16 protein-coding genes, 3 tRNA genes and 2 rRNA genes are annotated in these 15372 nt (G+C 53.1%); all 21 read left to right on the forward strand.

Annotated features, from left to right (window positions below; genetic code table 11):
- A 23S ribosomal RNA gene (locus B9Y55_RS12125) occupies positions 1-129 on the forward strand; the annotation flags it as partial.
- A gap of 50 nt (positions 130-179) precedes the next feature.
- Positions 180-294: ribosomal RNA gene (rrf, locus tag B9Y55_RS12130) — 5S ribosomal RNA — on the forward strand.
- 91 nt (positions 295-385) lie between these two features.
- Entirely contained in the window at positions 386-907 is a 522-nt protein-coding gene (locus B9Y55_RS12135) for a metallophosphoesterase (protein ID WP_085545620.1), read from the forward strand.
- A 40-nt stretch (positions 908-947) separates the two neighbouring features.
- Complete coding sequence (locus B9Y55_RS12140) at positions 948-1478, forward strand: chemotaxis protein CheW (RefSeq protein ID WP_085545621.1); 531 nt, start codon at positions 948-950, stop codon at positions 1476-1478.
- 8 nt (positions 1479-1486) lie between these two features.
- Positions 1487-2314: a PHP domain-containing protein gene (locus tag B9Y55_RS12145; RefSeq protein WP_085545622.1), complete on the forward strand. Its 828-nt coding sequence runs from the start codon at positions 1487-1489 to the stop codon at positions 2312-2314.
- A gap of 72 nt (positions 2315-2386) precedes the next feature.
- On the forward strand, positions 2387-3436 hold the full coding sequence (locus B9Y55_RS12150; protein ID WP_085545623.1) for a threonine aldolase family protein: 1050 nt from the start codon (positions 2387-2389) through the stop codon (positions 3434-3436).
- A complete protein-coding gene (locus B9Y55_RS12155; RefSeq protein WP_085545624.1) occupies positions 3436-4788 on the forward strand; it encodes a TldD/PmbA family protein in 1353 nt (450 codons plus the stop codon). Before B9Y55_RS12150 ends, B9Y55_RS12155 begins: the two co-directional genes overlap by 1 nt.
- The gene (locus B9Y55_RS12160) at positions 4766-6277 is read left to right on the forward strand and encodes an N-acetylmuramoyl-L-alanine amidase family protein (RefSeq protein ID WP_085545625.1); all 1512 of its coding nucleotides are present in this window, start codon (positions 4766-4768) and stop codon (positions 6275-6277) included. Before B9Y55_RS12155 ends, B9Y55_RS12160 begins: the two co-directional genes overlap by 23 nt.
- 6 nt (positions 6278-6283) lie before the next feature.
- Complete coding sequence (locus B9Y55_RS12165; protein WP_085545626.1) at positions 6284-6979, forward strand: GerMN domain-containing protein; 696 nt, start codon at positions 6284-6286, stop codon at positions 6977-6979.
- 25 nt (positions 6980-7004) lie between these two features.
- Positions 7005-7775, forward strand: coding sequence for a ribonuclease PH (rph, locus tag B9Y55_RS12170; RefSeq protein ID WP_085545627.1), 771 nt, complete (start codon positions 7005-7007; stop codon positions 7773-7775).
- The gene (gene rdgB, locus B9Y55_RS12175) at positions 7762-8355 is read left to right on the forward strand and encodes an RdgB/HAM1 family non-canonical purine NTP pyrophosphatase (protein WP_234986237.1); all 594 of its coding nucleotides are present in this window, start codon (positions 7762-7764) and stop codon (positions 8353-8355) included. Before rph ends, rdgB begins: the two co-directional genes overlap by 14 nt.
- 45 nt (positions 8356-8400) lie before the next feature.
- On the forward strand, positions 8401-8625 hold the full coding sequence (gene secG, locus B9Y55_RS12180) for a preprotein translocase subunit SecG (protein WP_085545628.1): 225 nt from the start codon (positions 8401-8403) through the stop codon (positions 8623-8625).
- Positions 8626-8636: 11 nt separating this feature from the next.
- The gene (locus B9Y55_RS12185) at positions 8637-9683 is read left to right on the forward strand and encodes a nicotinate phosphoribosyltransferase (RefSeq protein WP_085545629.1); all 1047 of its coding nucleotides are present in this window, start codon (positions 8637-8639) and stop codon (positions 9681-9683) included.
- Between the two features lie 180 nt (positions 9684-9863).
- Positions 9864-10292 carry a 50S ribosomal protein L13 gene (gene rplM, locus B9Y55_RS12190; protein WP_085545630.1) on the forward strand — a complete coding sequence of 143 codons (429 nt, stop codon included), beginning with the start codon at positions 9864-9866 and terminating at the stop codon, positions 10290-10292.
- 26 nt (positions 10293-10318) lie between these two features.
- Complete coding sequence (rpsI, locus tag B9Y55_RS12195) at positions 10319-10711, forward strand: 30S ribosomal protein S9 (RefSeq protein WP_085545631.1); 393 nt, start codon at positions 10319-10321, stop codon at positions 10709-10711.
- Between the two features lie 378 nt (positions 10712-11089).
- The gene (mgtE, locus tag B9Y55_RS12200) at positions 11090-12448 is read left to right on the forward strand and encodes a magnesium transporter (RefSeq protein WP_407641450.1); all 1359 of its coding nucleotides are present in this window, start codon (positions 11090-11092) and stop codon (positions 12446-12448) included.
- Between the two features lie 18 nt (positions 12449-12466).
- Positions 12467-13798 carry a TolC family protein gene (locus B9Y55_RS12205; protein ID WP_085545633.1) on the forward strand — a complete coding sequence of 444 codons (1332 nt, stop codon included), beginning with the start codon at positions 12467-12469 and terminating at the stop codon, positions 13796-13798.
- 39 nt (positions 13799-13837) lie between these two features.
- A tRNA-Thr gene (locus tag B9Y55_RS12210) sits at positions 13838-13913 on the forward strand.
- Positions 13914-13927: 14 nt separating this feature from the next.
- Positions 13928-14013, forward strand: a tRNA-Tyr gene (locus B9Y55_RS12215).
- A gap of 20 nt (positions 14014-14033) precedes the next feature.
- Positions 14034-14109 (forward strand) — tRNA-Thr (locus B9Y55_RS12220).
- A 156-nt stretch (positions 14110-14265) separates the two neighbouring features.
- The coding region (gene tuf / locus B9Y55_RS12225) for an elongation factor Tu (protein ID WP_085544296.1) at positions 14266-15372 on the forward strand (1107 nt) is incomplete at its 3' end.

The raw sequence follows: 15372 nt of genomic DNA on the forward strand, positions 1-15372 counted from the left end.
CTTCAAGATGAGATACCTCATTGCATAAGCAAGTAAGGCGTCCTGTAGACGACAGGGTACATAGGCCGGAGGTGGAAGCACGGCAACGTGTGGAGCTGACCGGTACTAATACGCCGAGGCCTTAACCTCTTTTGGTTTCTCTAGTTCCTATGTCTTGGTGTTTATATTTTGAGAAGGTCCTTGGTGACCTTTGCGGAGGGGGTACACCCGGCTCCATGCCGAACCCGGAAGTTAAGCCCTCCAGCGCCGATGGTACTGCGATTTGCTTCGTGGGAGAGTAGGTCGTTGCCAAGGATCTTTTCTATTGCTTTACTAAAAAGGCCCTGTCTCTAAAGAGACAGGGCCTTCTTCATGTTGTAGAATAGACGTCGATGGGAGGGATTTTATGGCTAGAATAGGGGTTATATCCGATACCCACGGAGACCTTCACTGTTGGCAGAAGGCTAGAGGTCTTTGGGGCGATCTGGAAATGATTTTACACTGTGGAGACGTCCTCTCCCATCCTGAGACTGAAGGATCTTTTTATCTGGCCCAGGAAATTAGGTCTCTGTCTATACCGTTTTACGTCGCTAGAGGCAACTGCGATAGAGGTATGGATCGGGAAAAAATAGGCCGATCCTTTGAACCTACGTTAGAACTGAAATGGATGGGACGATCTATACTGATGGCTCACGGGCACGATTTTTCCTCTGTTCGAGAGATAGCCCTTTTAAGAACCCCCAATATAGTTCTGACCGGTCATACCCATATAGCCTCTCTCGTGAGGGAACGTGGAACTATCTACATGAATCCAGGATCCGCCAGCGCCCCTAGAGGCAGAGATCCTGCCAGTATCGCCATAATAACCGAGGAGGATCTGTCCATAGTAACCCTTGAGGGCTTTATCCTTCACCGTGAAAGATGGTAGTATTAGACTGATGGCTAACCCGGTAAGAGGAGGCGTAAAGATGGTTCAGGATAAAATAGAGAAAGTGAAGATAAACGAAGCGGATATGTACGCAGCTGGGGCTTACAAGGGCAAGGAGAAGATAATCCTGGTCTTCGGGCTTAACGACGAAAACTTTGGTCTGGACGTCCAGGATATCAGAGAGATAGTCAGGGTTCCTCCTATCATCACCAGAGTGCCTAACGCTCTGAGACATATCAAAGGTGTCATTAACCTGAGAGGGACTATCGTGCCTGTGCTGGATATATCTTTGAGGATCGGTGGAAGCTCTAACGATATGTCGAGCGAGTCCAGGATTGTAGTGGTGGAATTCTCCGAGATCCTGTTCGGTATTTTGGTGGATAACGTCAAAGAGGTAAACACCATATACGAGGATCAGATAGAGCAGGTGTCGGACCTTGAATCCACGGTGGATCAGGAGTTTATGAGAGGTGTCGCAAAAATGGAGGACGGTCGTATCATAGTCCTTCTCGACCTTCCCGCCCTTTTCCAGATCGATGCCCTCGTGGGGTACGCCAGGGAAGAGGAGTAGCATAAACCATGCTCCTTGTGGATCTTCACCTCCACAGCGACTGTTCCGATGGTACCGAGACACCGGAAAACCTGGCCTTGATGGCTAGAAGGCATTCTATCGCTGTAGCGAGTCTGACCGATCACGATACGGTGGAAGGGGTGCCGTCTTTTCTGAAAGCCTGTAAAAAGTGGGGAGTTAAGGGCCTTTCTGGGGTGGAGTTGTCCGCTGAATATCCCTCTACTATGCATATACTGGGATACGGTTTTGATCCATCCCACGACGGTATGTGTGTAGAGCTGGAGAACTTAAGGCGTCACAGAGATGAAAGAAATCTGGAGATAATAGAGAGATTGCGGGCTATAGGGTTGGATATATCCATCGAGGACGTGCTCGAGGAGTCTAAAGGGGATGTAGTCGCCAGACCTCACGTAGCTAGGGCCATGATCAGAAAGGGATATTCTCTCTCTATGCGGGACTGTTTTGAGAGATACCTCAAAAGGGGAGCCCCAGGGTATGTCTCCAGGAAACGTCTCTCGCCGGAGAGGTCTATCTCCCTTATAAGAGAGGCCGGAGGGGTACCGGTCCTGGCTCACCCGATCCAGACCTCCAGAAATCTCCTGGAGTTGAAAAACATCCTTTTTTCCCTTAAGGAGATGGGACTCTGGGGATTAGAGTGCCTTTCCAGACACCACGAAGCGGATCAGATATATCAATATATGGCGATGGCCTCAGACCTCGGTCTGCACTGCACCGCCGGATCGGATTACCATGGATCAAATCGGATAGGGGTATCTATGGGAGTTCCTGTAGCGGAGGACCTTCTTCCATGGGCTAGGCTTGGGATATCCCTTTAGATCTCGAGACGGAGGGAGCTGTGGCTCTCTCCGTTAATCGTGCCTGAGCTGAGCTAGATCTCGTAGGGGGAAATGAATTTGAATATAGTGGATTTTAGAAGCGACACGGTTACCTGTCCTGATGGAGGGATGAGAAAGGCCATCTTCGAGGCCTCAGTTGGAGATTCGGGATATGGAGATGACCCCTCCATAAACGAATTGGAATCTTTGGCGGCGGATATAGTCGGTCAGGAGGCCGCTATCTTCGTTCCGTCGGGGGTGATGGGGAATATCACCGCCTTAGGCTCTCACTGCAGGAGAGGAGAGGCGGTCCTTGTAGGTGATAAATCCCACATATATAGGTATGAAGGAGGAGGTCTCTCCGCCATAGCGGGACTTTTGCCCTATGCCTTAGACGACTCCTCCGGTCTTCCGTCTCCCGAATCGGTCCTGAACAGCTGTCCTGAGGTAAACGTTCATTTTGCCCAGACTTCGCTGTTGTGCCTCGAGGTCACCCATAACGATAGAGGTGGCTTGGCTCAGCCATTGTCCGACTTCAAGGCTGTCGTAGAGGCCGGCAGGGAGAAAGGGCTGGCTATCCATTTGGACGGAGCGAGGGTCTTTAACTCTGCCGTGGCCTGGGGAGTGGACGTAAAGGAGTACACCTCCTCGGTGGACTCGGTTCAATTCTGCCTCTCTAAAGGGCTAGGTGCCCCTATGGGGGCGATGCTGTGCGGTTCGGAGGAGTTTATCTCCAGGGCTCGGTTTGAGAGAAAAAGGCTCGGTGGAGAACTTCGTCAGGCCGGTTTTATGGCGGCGGCGGGGATATACGCCCTTAAAAACAACATCCCTAAACTGCTGGAGGACCACGAAAACGGTCAGGTTTTGGCTGACACCCTTGCCCAAGGGGGGCTGATCGTCGAGCCCGTACCTCAGGGAACCAGGAGGACCAACATGGTCTACGTGAATTTGGCTGAAAAAGGTCCTTCTTCCTCCGAGTTAGCCGCCTCCTGTAAACCCAAGGGAGTCCTTTTCAACGATATGGAGCCTCGAAGGTTCAGACTCGTAACCCATCTTGGCATGGACAGAGAAGAGGTTATCAGAGGAGCAAACTGCATTTTAAGAGAGGCACTGACAGCCTGATGTTACCTATAGAGAGGATAGAGGAGGTCTCCAGGCTCCTTCTCGAAAGGGCTATAGGACGGGGAGCCTCGATGGCCGACGTAATTTACAGTGACTCTGTAACCAGAACCCTATCCATGAGAGATGGTCAGGTAGAGACCTCCAGAAGCTCTCAGTCCGGCGGAATAGGCCTGAGGGTAGTGGATTCGGAAGGCCGGCAAGGGGTGGCCAGTGGCAACGGTTTTGATCAAAATTCACTGACCCAGATAGTGGACTGGGCCATGGACAACTGTGGCCTTTCAGAGCCCGATCCATGGGTTACGATGGCGCCTCCGACCAAAGAAGAAGATCTGGACCTTGACCTCTGGGACCCTGAAGTGCCGTCTATCTCCGGAGAGGAGCGGCTGGAAAGGTGTTCAGAGATGCACCGCTTGGCTTCCTCTATGGACAAAAGGGTTATCTCCGTCAGAAGCGCTTCATGGAGCGATGGAGTAGGTCTGTCTTTCTACGCCAACTCCCTCGGTGTTGCTTCATGGCACAGAGGATCTATTGTAGGGGCTGGCCTGTCTTTGGTGGCCGAGGAAGACCAGGCCATGGAGATGGGAGGAGCTGGATTCCATCGCCGACACCTGGGGGATATGGATCTATCTCTCATAGCCCAAAAGGCGGTAGAGGACGTAGTGGGTACGTTGAACGGCAGACCTATCCCCTCCGGCCTGTATGACCTGTATTTACCGCCTGATGGAGCGTCGTCTCTGCTGGACGTCCTATCGGAGATGCTCTTCGCTTCCTCCGTCCAGAAAGGCCGGTCTCTGTTTAGGGATCGACTAGGGGATTCGGTCGGAGCCTCCTGCCTGACCGTCGTCGACGATGGTCGACTGATTAGGGGCATGGGATCCTCCTGCCTGGACGGAGAGGGAGTCCCATGTTCCAGGAAAGTCCTGATCGACCAAGGTAGGCTAAAGGGCTTTCTCCACTGTCTCAGCTCGGCGAAAAAAGAGGGCGTAGAGCCCACAGGCAACGGATTTAGGGGCATATCCTCCAATCCCGAGGTGGACGTGACCAACCTCTTTATCGAAAAAGGTGAAAATCACCCTGAGTATATGATCTCCTGGATAGATAGAGGACTCTGGGTCTCCGAGTTTCAGGGACTTCATACGGTGAATTCGGTTACAGGCGAATTCTCCCTTGGAGCTAAAGGGAGACTTATCGAAAACGGAGCGGTTAAAGGCCCTGTATCCGGAGTCACCGTCGCCGGTAACCTCTTAGACCTCATAGGAAATATATCCTACGTCGGAAACGATTTAACTTTCTTTGGGGATATAGGGTCACCTTCGCTGGTGATACGAGATGTGGCTCTGGCGGGGGCGTAGGTTTCTTTGGGCTTTCATCCTGCTACTGAGCTTTCCCCTCTCCCTCTGGGCTGAGAGCTGGCAACTCGTTAAGGATGGAGCCTCTGTAGGCACCGTTAACGTCAAATACGTCGAGAGCGACACCTACGTAGCGATAGGAGAGATGGCCAGGCTTTTAGGCTATTCCGCTAAGTCCCTGAACGATGGACTGCTTATAGCTAAGGGAAACGTCAACCTTCAGGTTATTCCTAACGCCGCGGCGGTATGGCTAGGTTATGAGATCCTATCCCTCAGGAAGAAGGCTTTTGTATCCGATGGGCGATGGTGGATGGACTCAGAGTCTTCTTTGGCGGTGATGGAGAAACTTTTGGCTAAATCGGGGGATGGAGCCAGGCTTTTGTGGCGAGGTGGGTCATCCCCGTCGGTGGAGGTCGCTGCCCCTAAGGCTCCTCCTGTATCTCCCACGCCTTCCGTTTTGCCTTTGTCTAAAGTCGAAGCGGCGTCCTTCCGGTGGGGTGTTCACGAAGACAGGGTTAGATTGGTCGTCGAGACGGAGGGAAAAGTTCCCTTTAAGTCCGTTGCCGATGGTCTGAGGTTTTCATTTAAGGCTAAACCTCAAGTTGGACCTTCTCCCGACCCATCGGTCTCGACGGAGATAAAAAAAGATGGAAATGGTTGGATTCTATTGGTATCCTCTCCTGGGTGGAAACACACCGTGTTTGAGCTGACCGACCCTCACAGGGTTGTGGCGGATTTTTTGAGACCTTCCGTCGCCCCTGCGGTGGTGTCTCTCCCCCCTACCGCTCCTTCTCCCTCAAAACCCCGTCCCGCCCCTTCGTCGAAAAAAAGGCCTCTGGTGGTGGTGGATCCGGGGCACGGTGGAAAGGATCCCGGTGCGGTCGCCCACGGTCGTAGGGAAAAGGATCTGGCCTTACAGATATCCAAGAGACTGGTAAAGAACATCCAAGCTCTTGGAATGGACGCTAGGCTGACCAGAGATGGAGATCGTTATCTAAAGCTCAGAGAGAGGACGGACCTCGCAAACAAGTGGGACGCCGATGCCTTCGTCAGCATACACCTTAACGCCCTGCCCAAGGGAAGACACGCAAAAGGCGTCGAGATATACCTAATGGCCCTTCCTACCGACAAAGACGCTATGGAGCTAGCCAAGATAGAGAACGCCGAGATCGCGGAGGGCGGAAACGGCCAGGGAGGGGATAAGACAAGCCTTCTTCTCAGCATACTGGGCGATATGCAGCAGAACAATAAAATTCAGGAGAGCACCAACTTTGCGGAGGCTCTCTTCGCCGCTGGAAAGAGGGGCAAACTGCCTATGAGAAGGGTCGCTCAGGCCCCTTTCTACGTCCTTAGAGGGGCGGCTATGCCAGCGGTTCTGGTGGAGACCGGTTTTATCTCCGAGCTTTCAGAGGCTAAAATGCTGGCGGACCCCTCCTACCAGGAAAGACTCGCTAAATCCCTGGCTCAGGGTATAAAGGCGTATTTAAAATGACAGGAGATGATTGACCTGAGAGAGGATATGGGGATATCGAGTGATAGACGAGGCAGAAGAAGCAGGCAGGAGAGGGATACAAAACCGTCGGGTCCTCTAAAATTCCTGGTGAGAGCTCTGGCCTGGGGAGCGGTGGCCACGATATTTTTCTCCATGGGTTATCTCAGTTCCGGCTGGTTACTCAACTATCTCGATGGCAGAGGAATCGGAGGACAGCCGGAGGTCGTCAGTTCCGTAGAGCAGGCGGATAACCTGATGTCCTCCTCCGGAGAGGGCATACAGACCCTTGTGGACATGGGCAAGAGGGTGACGTTCAATATATATGTCCCCGACGATAAGGGAAAGATGATAAGGGAAAAGGTCGAAATGGCTTCAGGGGTCATGGAGGACGACGTGATAAAGCTCCTCGAGACCCTTCTGTCCAGGCTTTCGGAGGCTAAGGTCTTCGCCTCCGACGTTAACATTAAAAATGTATTTAGGGATGGAGAGGTGATGTATCTGAATTTCAACGAACCCTTTCAGATCGCTCTGTCTAAACTCTCCGCACAAAAAGGTTCTTTGGTGATGACCGGAGTGGTCAGAAGCGTCACCGATAACTTTATGCCCGTGGCCAGGGTACAGTTTATGATAAACGGAGAGATCCGGGAATCGGCGGGAGAAGTCCCTCTCTCTGTTCCCTGGGAGCTTAGAAAACAATCTTGATATATTGTGAGGTTCTTTTGGGGATATGAAAAATAATTTATTAGAGAAACGGGAAGACGGGAGATCTGGATCGGATCTGCGGGAAATATCCTTCGAGAGAGGTTATACCTGCTATGCCGAGGGATCCTGTCTGGTCTCCTTTGGAAAGACTAAAGTTCTCTGTAACGTATCGGTGGAGGAGAAAGTCCCTCCTTTTTTAAGGGGGTCCGGGAGTGGATGGATAACGGCGGAATACTCCCTCTTGCCCAGGTCGACTTCTACCAGGGTTCCTAGGGATATATCAAAAGGACGTCTTAACGGCAGAAGCAGCGAAATTCAGAGGCTTATAGGCCGATCCCTCAGGGCCGCTGTGGATCTCGAGCAGCTAGGGGAGAGGACCTTATGGGTGGACTGCGACGTCATACAGGCCGACGGAGGAACCAGGACCGCCGCCATTACCGGTGGCTTTGTGGCGGTGGTAGATGCCCTGAGATACCTTTGGAGATCCGGCAAAGTTGGGGTTATACCTCTGAGGTCTCACGTCGCAGCGGTTAGCGTAGGGACCGTAAAGGGAAGGCTTCTGTCGGACCTGTGCTACCAGGAGGACAGCCATGCGGACGTGGACATGAACGTCGTCATGGACGGCAACGGAAATTACATAGAGATACAGGGAACCGGGGAAAACGGCGTATTCAGCAAAGGAGAGCTTCAGGACATGTTGTCCCTTGCGGCAAACTCTATCGAAAAGCTCGTCGCCTTACAGGAAAATGCCCTTGATATGGATGGAGAGGAGCTGGAAGCCCTTGCATCTTCGTGATATGGTTATAGCCAGTGGGAATAAAGGCAAGTTCGTCGAGTTTCGAGACCTTCTGAGTCCTTTAGGTATCGAACTCCATTTTGGCAAAGATATGTCCGATCTAGACGTTGAGGAGACAGGGTCAAGCTTTCTCGAGAACGCAACCCTCAAGGCAGGTGCCTGGGCTTCACACGCTAAAATGGCGGCCCTCGCTGACGATAGCGGCATAGAGGTGGAGGCTCTTGACGGTCGACCGGGAATATACTCCGCCAGGATGGGGGCCGATGAGCGGTCCTGTCGAGATTGGCTTTTAAACGAGCTCCAGGGGGTTGAGAACCGAAAGGCGAGATACACCGCCGCACTGGTCCTGGCTTTGCCCGACGGTGGAATATGGTCTACGGAGGAATATTGCTACGGGACGGTGGCCGTGGAACCTAGAGGCGAAAACGGTTTTGGATACGATCCTATATTTATACCTGAAGGATACGACGTGACCTTCGGGGAGCTGGACGGATCCATAAAGTCTTCCATATCCCATAGGGCAAAAGCGTCGAGAAATTTTATAAAGTGGCTTGCAGAGGGCGGAAATATGGTAAAATAGCCCGGCTATAAGTCGGATCGTTCAATCTATCAGGAGGTGCAGAGGATGAAGACCGCATTGGCTATCGTCCACATTTTGCTCTGTCTCGTGCTGATATCGGTGGTTTTGATGCAGCACAGAAAACAAGGTGGCTTTGGAGGGCTGTTCGGTGGCGGAAGCCAGGCCGACGTGTCGTCCAACCAGTGGCAGCGGTTTACGGCTCTTACCAAGATAACTGTCGTCGTTACCGTGTTGTTTATGTTGACGTCGGTTGTCCTGGTAGTGTCCTAGGGCAGTTCGTCATGACAGAACGGGGGAGTATATCCCGGTTGCAGGATGTCTCTCGTCTAACCGTCGACGAGGACAGGATATTTAGCGCTACCCACGAGGAAATTCTCAACGGAGAGACCACGGATATCTATTTCGTAAAGACCAGAGATGTGCTAAAATCCGGCAGTCTCCTTGGAACTGACGTTGTCGCCGAGGTCTTTACCAGAAAAAGCGGTGTTTTTGCCGGCCTTTCGGAGATGCTTTTTCTCTTGAAGGATTGCGGTGACATCAAGGTAGAGGCTCTCTCCGAAGGGGATGAGTTCTCCTCCAGAGAGGTTCTAGTCAGGATAAGCGGTCCTTACGGATCTTTTGGGATGCTTGAGACCGTCTATCTTGGCATGCTTGCCAGCTCCACCGCCTGGGCGACCGCCGCTAGAGAGTGTGTCGTAGCCGCTCAGGGGAAGCCTGTTCTGTGCTTTGGAGCTAGGCACGTTCACCCCGCAGTTGCCCCTGCTATGGAGCGAGTTGCGGTTAGGTTCGGAGGCTGTCAGGCCGCTAGCTGTATTTTAGGGGCCAAGCTCGCTGGCATGGAACCCTCGGGGACCGTTCCACACGCCGCCATTCTGATAGCTGGGGATACCTTAAAACTGGCGAGGCTCTACGATCAGGCTATGGCTCCCGATGAACCGAGAATCGTCCTGGTCGACACCTTCAAGGACGAGACTGAGGAGTCTCTTAGGATCGCTGAGGCCCTCGACGGAAGGCTTTCAGGGGTCAGGCTCGATACTCCAGGGGAAAGAGGGGGAGTTACCCCCGAGCTGGTTCGAGAGCTGAGATGGCGACTGGACTGTGCTGGTTTTAAAGAGGTCTCCATTATCGCTTCCGGCGGCATAACCCCTGAGAGGATAAAAGTGCTTTCAGAAGCGGGAGTGGACTCCTTCGGCGTTGGAAGCTACATATCCAACCCTAGTCCTAGGGACATGACTATGGATATAAAAATGATAGACGGCAGACCTATAGCTAAAAGAGGGCGGTTGCCGGGGCTTCAGGAAAATCCTAGGCTTAAAAGAGTTCTTTGATTACAGTCTTCCCCTTTTCGATCCGCCTTTCTACTTCACGATTCGGCTGCCACACCCCCAGATAATGGCCGTTACGTGTTGGAGAACGTGGCTCCCCAGAGTCCTGAGCGAAGAATCGAAATGCAGGGATATGTTAAATAAAATAATAATATTGGATAAAATACAAGGAGAGTGTTGGGAATGAGCGATCACCGCACCTTCATGGCCAAGAAGGGCACCCTCCAGCGTTGCTGGTACGTTGTCGATGCCACCGATAAACCTCTCGGTAGGCTCGCCGCCCAGGTGGCTATGGTTCTTATGGGCAAGCATAAGCCCACTTACACGCCCCACGTCGACACTGGAGACTTTGTCATAGTGATAAACGCAGAGAAGATCAGACTTACCGGCAACAAGCTGGCTAAGAAGGTCTACAGCCACTCAGGACATCCTGGCGGATTCAAGGAGACTACCTACGGGGATATCCTCCGTAAGTTCCCTGAGAGGCTCATAGAGAAGGTCGTAAAAGGCATGGTTCCCCGGAATAAGCTACAGATGTCCCGGAAGCTTAAAGTCTATGCTGGATCCGTCCACCCCCACGCGGCTCAAAAGCCCGTGGAGATGAACGTCTAGTTTTGTCATACGGAGGTAGATTAAACATGCAGACTTCCTACACATGGGGAACAGGTAGAAGAAAGAACGCCGTTGCCCGAGTTCGTATCGCTCCTGGTGAGGGCAAGATCCTCATCAACGAGAGAGATGTTCAGGAGTATTTTCCCAGGCTTTGCTGGGTGACCCAGGCCCTTGAGCCCCTTAAGACCGCCGGTGTCGAGGGGAAAATGGACGTTTACGTAAACGCCCACGGCGGCGGCCTTACCGGCCAGGCCGGTGCGGTCCGTCTCGGTATCGCCAGGGCTCTCATAAAGGTAAACCCCGAGCTTCGTCCCGCCCTTAAGAGGGCTGGAATGCTTTGCCGGGATTCCCGGATGGTCGAGCGTAAGAAGTACGGCCAGAAGGGCGCAAGAGCCAAGTACCAGTTCTCCAAGCGTTAATTTAACTTTTTCAGGGATCGAGGTTTTTCCTCGGTCCCTGTTTTTATAGGATCCTCTCTAAAAATGCTAATCCTCGGAGAGGTCGTTCTGACGTAGCCCATTCGAGCCCGTATAATCGGCATGCCGTCGTGTAGTAAGAATGGGGCGACAGGACGTCGCCCTCCGAGGCGGTTCGTACGGAACAGGCAGGTCGAGTATACTATTGGGCCAGGGCGTAGGCGGAATGATCTCTCCGAGGGGACTCAGAGGTGTTTTTTATAGGCTCCTCACGTGTGAGGATAGGCACAAAATATCAACTGTAACCTGCACCTCCGTATACGAGGAGGTGCCTTTTGTGATAGTCTAGAACTCTGATTTCACAGGAGAGGAGGGAGTGTTATAGACCTAAGAGAGAGCGTAGAGCAGCGGTTTGCCCGAATAGGTCTCATGTTGGAGCGTAAGTGCTTTTCCGAGGCTAAGGAACATCTGTCCGCCATGGAGCCGGCGGATATCGCGGAAGGGTTGGAGGAGCTTTCCTCCACACAGATGGTCCTCTATTTCAGGCTTCTTCCCAAAGACCTTGCCATCGAGGTCTTTGAGGTTATGAGATGGGATGAACAGCAGCGACTTATCGAACACGTCACAGATAAAGAGGTGGGGGAGATAATAGAGGACATGTCCGACGACGATCGGACGGTGCTTCTGGATGAGCTTCCCGCTAAGACGGTAAAAAAACTACTCCTCCAGCTTTCTCCTGAGGAGAGACAGCTCGCCAACCGGCTGCTTAACTACACTGAGGGATCCGCTGGCAGGGTGATGACCCCCGAGTTTATCGACTTAAAAAAAGGCATGACCGCCGAGGAGGCGGTGGGGAGAATCAGGTCGGTCGCCAGGAAGAAAGAGACTATCTATACCTGTTTCGTCATAGATGACGCTAGACACCTCCAGGGGGTCGTCGAACTGGAGGATCTCATAATGGCGGGATCCAAAACTGAAGTAGAATCCATAATGGATGACGAGCCCGTCTACGTCAACACCACCACCGATCAGGAAGAGGTGGCCAGGGTTATGTCCCGCTACGACCTCCACACCATTCCGGTGGTGGATAAGGAAAATCGGCTTGTCGGTATAGTTACTTTCGACGACGTCTTAGATATCCTCGAGGAAGAGGCCACCGAGGACTTCGAGAGGATGGCGGGAATTCAGCCTGTCGAGGACAGTTATCTGGACGTAAACATCCTCACTATGGCCAGAAAGAGGTTTATGTGGCTGGTCATATGCATAATCACCGAGGCCTTCACCTCCACCGTCCTTAAACACTATTCCCAGACGATACAGACGGTGGTCGCCCTGACCTACTTCATTCCTCTGCTTATAGGAACCGGTGGAAACGCCGGTACCCAGGCGGCTACCCTCATGATCCGAGGCATGACCGTAGGGGATATCACTAGAAAAGACATAGGAAAAATACTTCTTCGGGAGACCGCCTCGGGCCTTCTCCTCGGAGGGGCCTTGGCGGTCCTCGGTTTCGCCAGGGCCATGGTGCTGGATACAGGCTTTGACGTGGCTATGGTGCTTACCTTTGCGGTAGTATCCGTCGTACTCATGGGAAACCTCGCCGGAGCAATCCTTCCTCTGATAGCCAGGGCCTTGAAGATGGATCCGGCGATTATGTCCGGTCCCTTTATAACGACTATCGTCGATGTCTTTGGGCTGATAGTCTATTTTGAGATAGCTAGAATGGTGCTAAAAACCTAAAATCGTGGGGAAGGTGTAATGAATATGAGAAAACTATCCATGTTAGTGCTCTGTCTGTGCCTGTTTTCAAGTCCTCTGTCAGCGGAGGATTTCCTCACCGTCGAGAAGGCCCTGGAGTTGGCTTACGACAACAACCCCGTCCTAATGGCCTCTCTCTCGAAAGAGGAGCAGGCCAGACAGCAGATAGCCCAGGTTCGAGCGTCCAGACTGCCCCAGCTAGGGGTCTCTCTGGCGGGCCAATTCTCCAAAGACGCCACTACTTACGCCGTCTTAGGGCCCACAGGTGTTCCTACAGGGAATGTTGCCGCTGCGGGCTGGCAGAACGCTTTTCAGGCGGCCCTTAGCCTCAACTGGCTTCTCTACAGCAGCGGGACCGTCCCCAACGCCATAAAGGCCAAAGAGCTCGCGCTAAAGGGGGTTCAGGCCCAATCGGTCAGGACCGGTCAGGCTGTTGAGAACGGCGTCAGAAAGGCCTACTATTCCCTCCAGAGGGCCAGGGCCAAGCTTTTGGTCGCTCAGGAGGCCCTTGATCTGGCGAAAGAACACCTCTCCCAGGTCGAATCGTTCTATCGCTACGGTGTCGTGGCCAAAAATCAGGTGCTCAGGGTTCAAGTCGACGTCTCCGACGGAAAACTGAACGTTATAAAGGCTGAAAACGCTGTGGAGGTAGGTTGGAGTGCCCTTGAAAGGGCTGTGGGAACCGCTCTAAAGGATCGATATACCCTCCCCGAGTCGGAGACCTCCGTCTCCGATCGGACTGTCCCTGAGGACCCGCTCTCCGCAGCGATGATCTATAGACCTGAGCTGGTCGCTTTGGAGTATTCCAGACAGTCCGCCCTATCTATGGCTAAGTCAGCTGCCGGGACGAGAGGTCCTCAAATTGGGCTTCAGGGGCAGCTCAAAGAGGTGGATAATTCCTTTTTCCCCAGCGATAACGACGATTGGACGGTATCTATCTCCGCTACCTGGACCTTCTTCGACGGAGGAGAAAGTCTAGCCAAAGAGAGGGAGGCGAAGGCCGCCGCTCAGGAGCTCGTCCACTCCATAGAGGACCTCAAAAAACAGATTTCTATGGAAATTTCCTCCGGCAAACTGAACCTTGAGTCCGCTCTCCAGAGGATCGAGGTGGCCAGGGACCAGGTGGCCAGTGCGGAAGAGGACTATCGAATGGCACTTAAAAGATATACCGCCAACGTGGGTACCAACATAGACGTTTTGGACGCCAGGGTCTCCCTGTCGAACGCTAAAACCCAGCTGGTGGATGCCGTTTACGACACCTACACCGCTAGGTCCGACCTGGAGTACGCCGTAGGTTCTTCGGGGAAATTTATACTGAAATCCGATAGTTGACATACCCAGGATTTGCTGTATAATACGTTCTTGTCGCAGGCCGGCGTAGCTCAGTTGGTAGAGCAGCTGATTTGTAATCAGCAGGTCACCAGTTCGAGTCTGGTTGCCGGCTCCAGGTAATAATGACGTGGTAGTGTGGCCGAGTGGTCAAAGGCAGCAGACTGTAAATCTGCCGGCGGACGCCTACGGTGGTTCGAATCCACCCGCTACCACCATTTCAAACTTTTAACGCGATGCCGACTTAGCTCAGTAGGTAGAGCACATCCATGGTAAGGATGGGGTCTCCGGTTCGAGTCCGGAAGTCGGCTCCAGAGCATGAGAGACCCGGGCGAAGCGTTCCGGGTCTTTTTTTGTGGTCAGCACTATTGGATAAACCCAAAGTTATGGTACAATCTCGAGAGCTGGACGACATAAAAGAAAAGCCTCTCGTAGAGGCGTATTTATGTAAATAGGGAGGTATTATTAAAATGGCAAAGGAAAAGTTTGAAAGGACAAAGCCCCATCTTAACATCGGAACTATCGGTCACATCGACCACGGCAAGACCAGCCTTACCGCTGCTATCTCCAAGAGTCTCGCCTCCGCAGGCTATGCGGACTTCTCGAAGTTCGAGGACATCGACAAGGCCCCTGAGGAGAGAGAGCGCGGAATAACCATCAACATAGCTCACATCGAGTACCAGACCGACAAGCGTCACTACGCTCACATCGACTGCCCCGGCCACGCCGACTACATCAAGAACATGATCACCGGTGCCGCTCAGATGGACGGCGGAATCCTGGTGGTCTCCGCCGCCGACGGCCCGATGCCTCAGACCCGTGAGCACGTCCTTCTCGCCCGTCAGGTCAACGTGCCCGCCCTCGTGGTCTTCATGAACAAAGTCGACATGGTCGACGACGACGAGCTTCTCGATCTGGTCGAGATGGAGATCCGCGAGCTTCTGGACAAGTACAACTTCCCCGGAGACGACGTGCCTATCATCCGTGGTTCCGCCCTTAAGGTTCTCGAGGAGAGCGACGGCACCAGAGAGGACAAATGGAGCAAGGCGATCTGGGAGCTTATGGACGCTTGCGACAACTACTTCCCCGATCCCGTCCGTGACACCGACAAGACCTTCCTCATGCCCATCGAGGACGTGTTCACCATCACCGGTCGCGGCACCGTCGTAACCGGTCGTGTGGAGCAGGGAGTTATCCACTCCGGCGACGAGGTGGAGATAGTCGGGATCAGGGACACCCAGAAGACCGTTGCCACCTCCCTCGAGATGTTCCGCAAGATCCTCGACGAGGCTCTGGCTGGAGATAACGTAGGGGTCCTTCTTCGTGGAACCGGCAAAGACGACGTCGAGCGCGGTCAGGTTCTGGCCAAGCCCGGATCGATCAAGCCTCACACCAAGTTCAAGGCTGAGGTCTACGTCCTCAAGAAGGAAGAGGGCGGCCGTCACACCCCCTTCTTCAAGGGCTACAAGCCTCAGTTCTACTTCCGTACCACCGACGTCACCGGAGCCATCGAGCTTCCTGAGGGAGTCGAGATGGTAATGCCTGGGGACAACGCCACCTTCAAGGTCGAGCTTATC

The sequence above is a fragment of the Dethiosulfovibrio salsuginis genome (genome assembly GCF_900177735.1).
GTDB classification, from domain to species: Bacteria; Synergistota; Synergistia; order Synergistales; family Dethiosulfovibrionaceae; genus Dethiosulfovibrio; species Dethiosulfovibrio salsuginis.

Excerpts from the sequence above, each read along its gene's own strand:
- rplM (WP_085545630.1), top strand. The coding sequence starts at position 9,864 with ATGAGCGATCACCGCACCTTCATGGCCAAGAAGGGCACCCTCCAGCGT.
- B9Y55_RS12185 (WP_085545629.1), top strand. The coding sequence starts at position 8,637 with ATGACAGAACGGGGGAGTATATCCCGGTTGCAGGATGTCTCTCGTCTA.
- B9Y55_RS12165 (WP_085545626.1), top strand. The coding sequence starts at position 6,284 with ATGATTGACCTGAGAGAGGATATGGGGATATCGAGTGATAGACGAGGC.
- B9Y55_RS12205 (WP_085545633.1), top strand. The coding sequence starts at position 12,467 with ATGAATATGAGAAAACTATCCATGTTAGTGCTCTGTCTGTGCCTGTTT.
- B9Y55_RS12160 (WP_085545625.1), top strand. The coding sequence starts at position 4,766 with ATGTGGCTCTGGCGGGGGCGTAGGTTTCTTTGGGCTTTCATCCTGCTA.
- B9Y55_RS12140 (WP_085545621.1), top strand. The coding sequence starts at position 948 with ATGGTTCAGGATAAAATAGAGAAAGTGAAGATAAACGAAGCGGATATG.
- B9Y55_RS12150 (WP_085545623.1), top strand. The coding sequence starts at position 2,387 with ATGAATTTGAATATAGTGGATTTTAGAAGCGACACGGTTACCTGTCCT.
- secG (WP_085545628.1), top strand. The coding sequence starts at position 8,401 with ATGAAGACCGCATTGGCTATCGTCCACATTTTGCTCTGTCTCGTGCTG.
- B9Y55_RS12145 (WP_085545622.1), top strand. The coding sequence starts at position 1,487 with ATGCTCCTTGTGGATCTTCACCTCCACAGCGACTGTTCCGATGGTACC.
- B9Y55_RS12155 (WP_085545624.1), top strand. The coding sequence starts at position 3,436 with ATGTTACCTATAGAGAGGATAGAGGAGGTCTCCAGGCTCCTTCTCGAA.
- B9Y55_RS12135 (WP_085545620.1), top strand. The coding sequence starts at position 386 with ATGGCTAGAATAGGGGTTATATCCGATACCCACGGAGACCTTCACTGT.
- rph (WP_085545627.1), top strand. The coding sequence starts at position 7,005 with ATGAAAAATAATTTATTAGAGAAACGGGAAGACGGGAGATCTGGATCG.
- rpsI (WP_085545631.1), top strand. The coding sequence starts at position 10,319 with ATGCAGACTTCCTACACATGGGGAACAGGTAGAAGAAAGAACGCCGTT.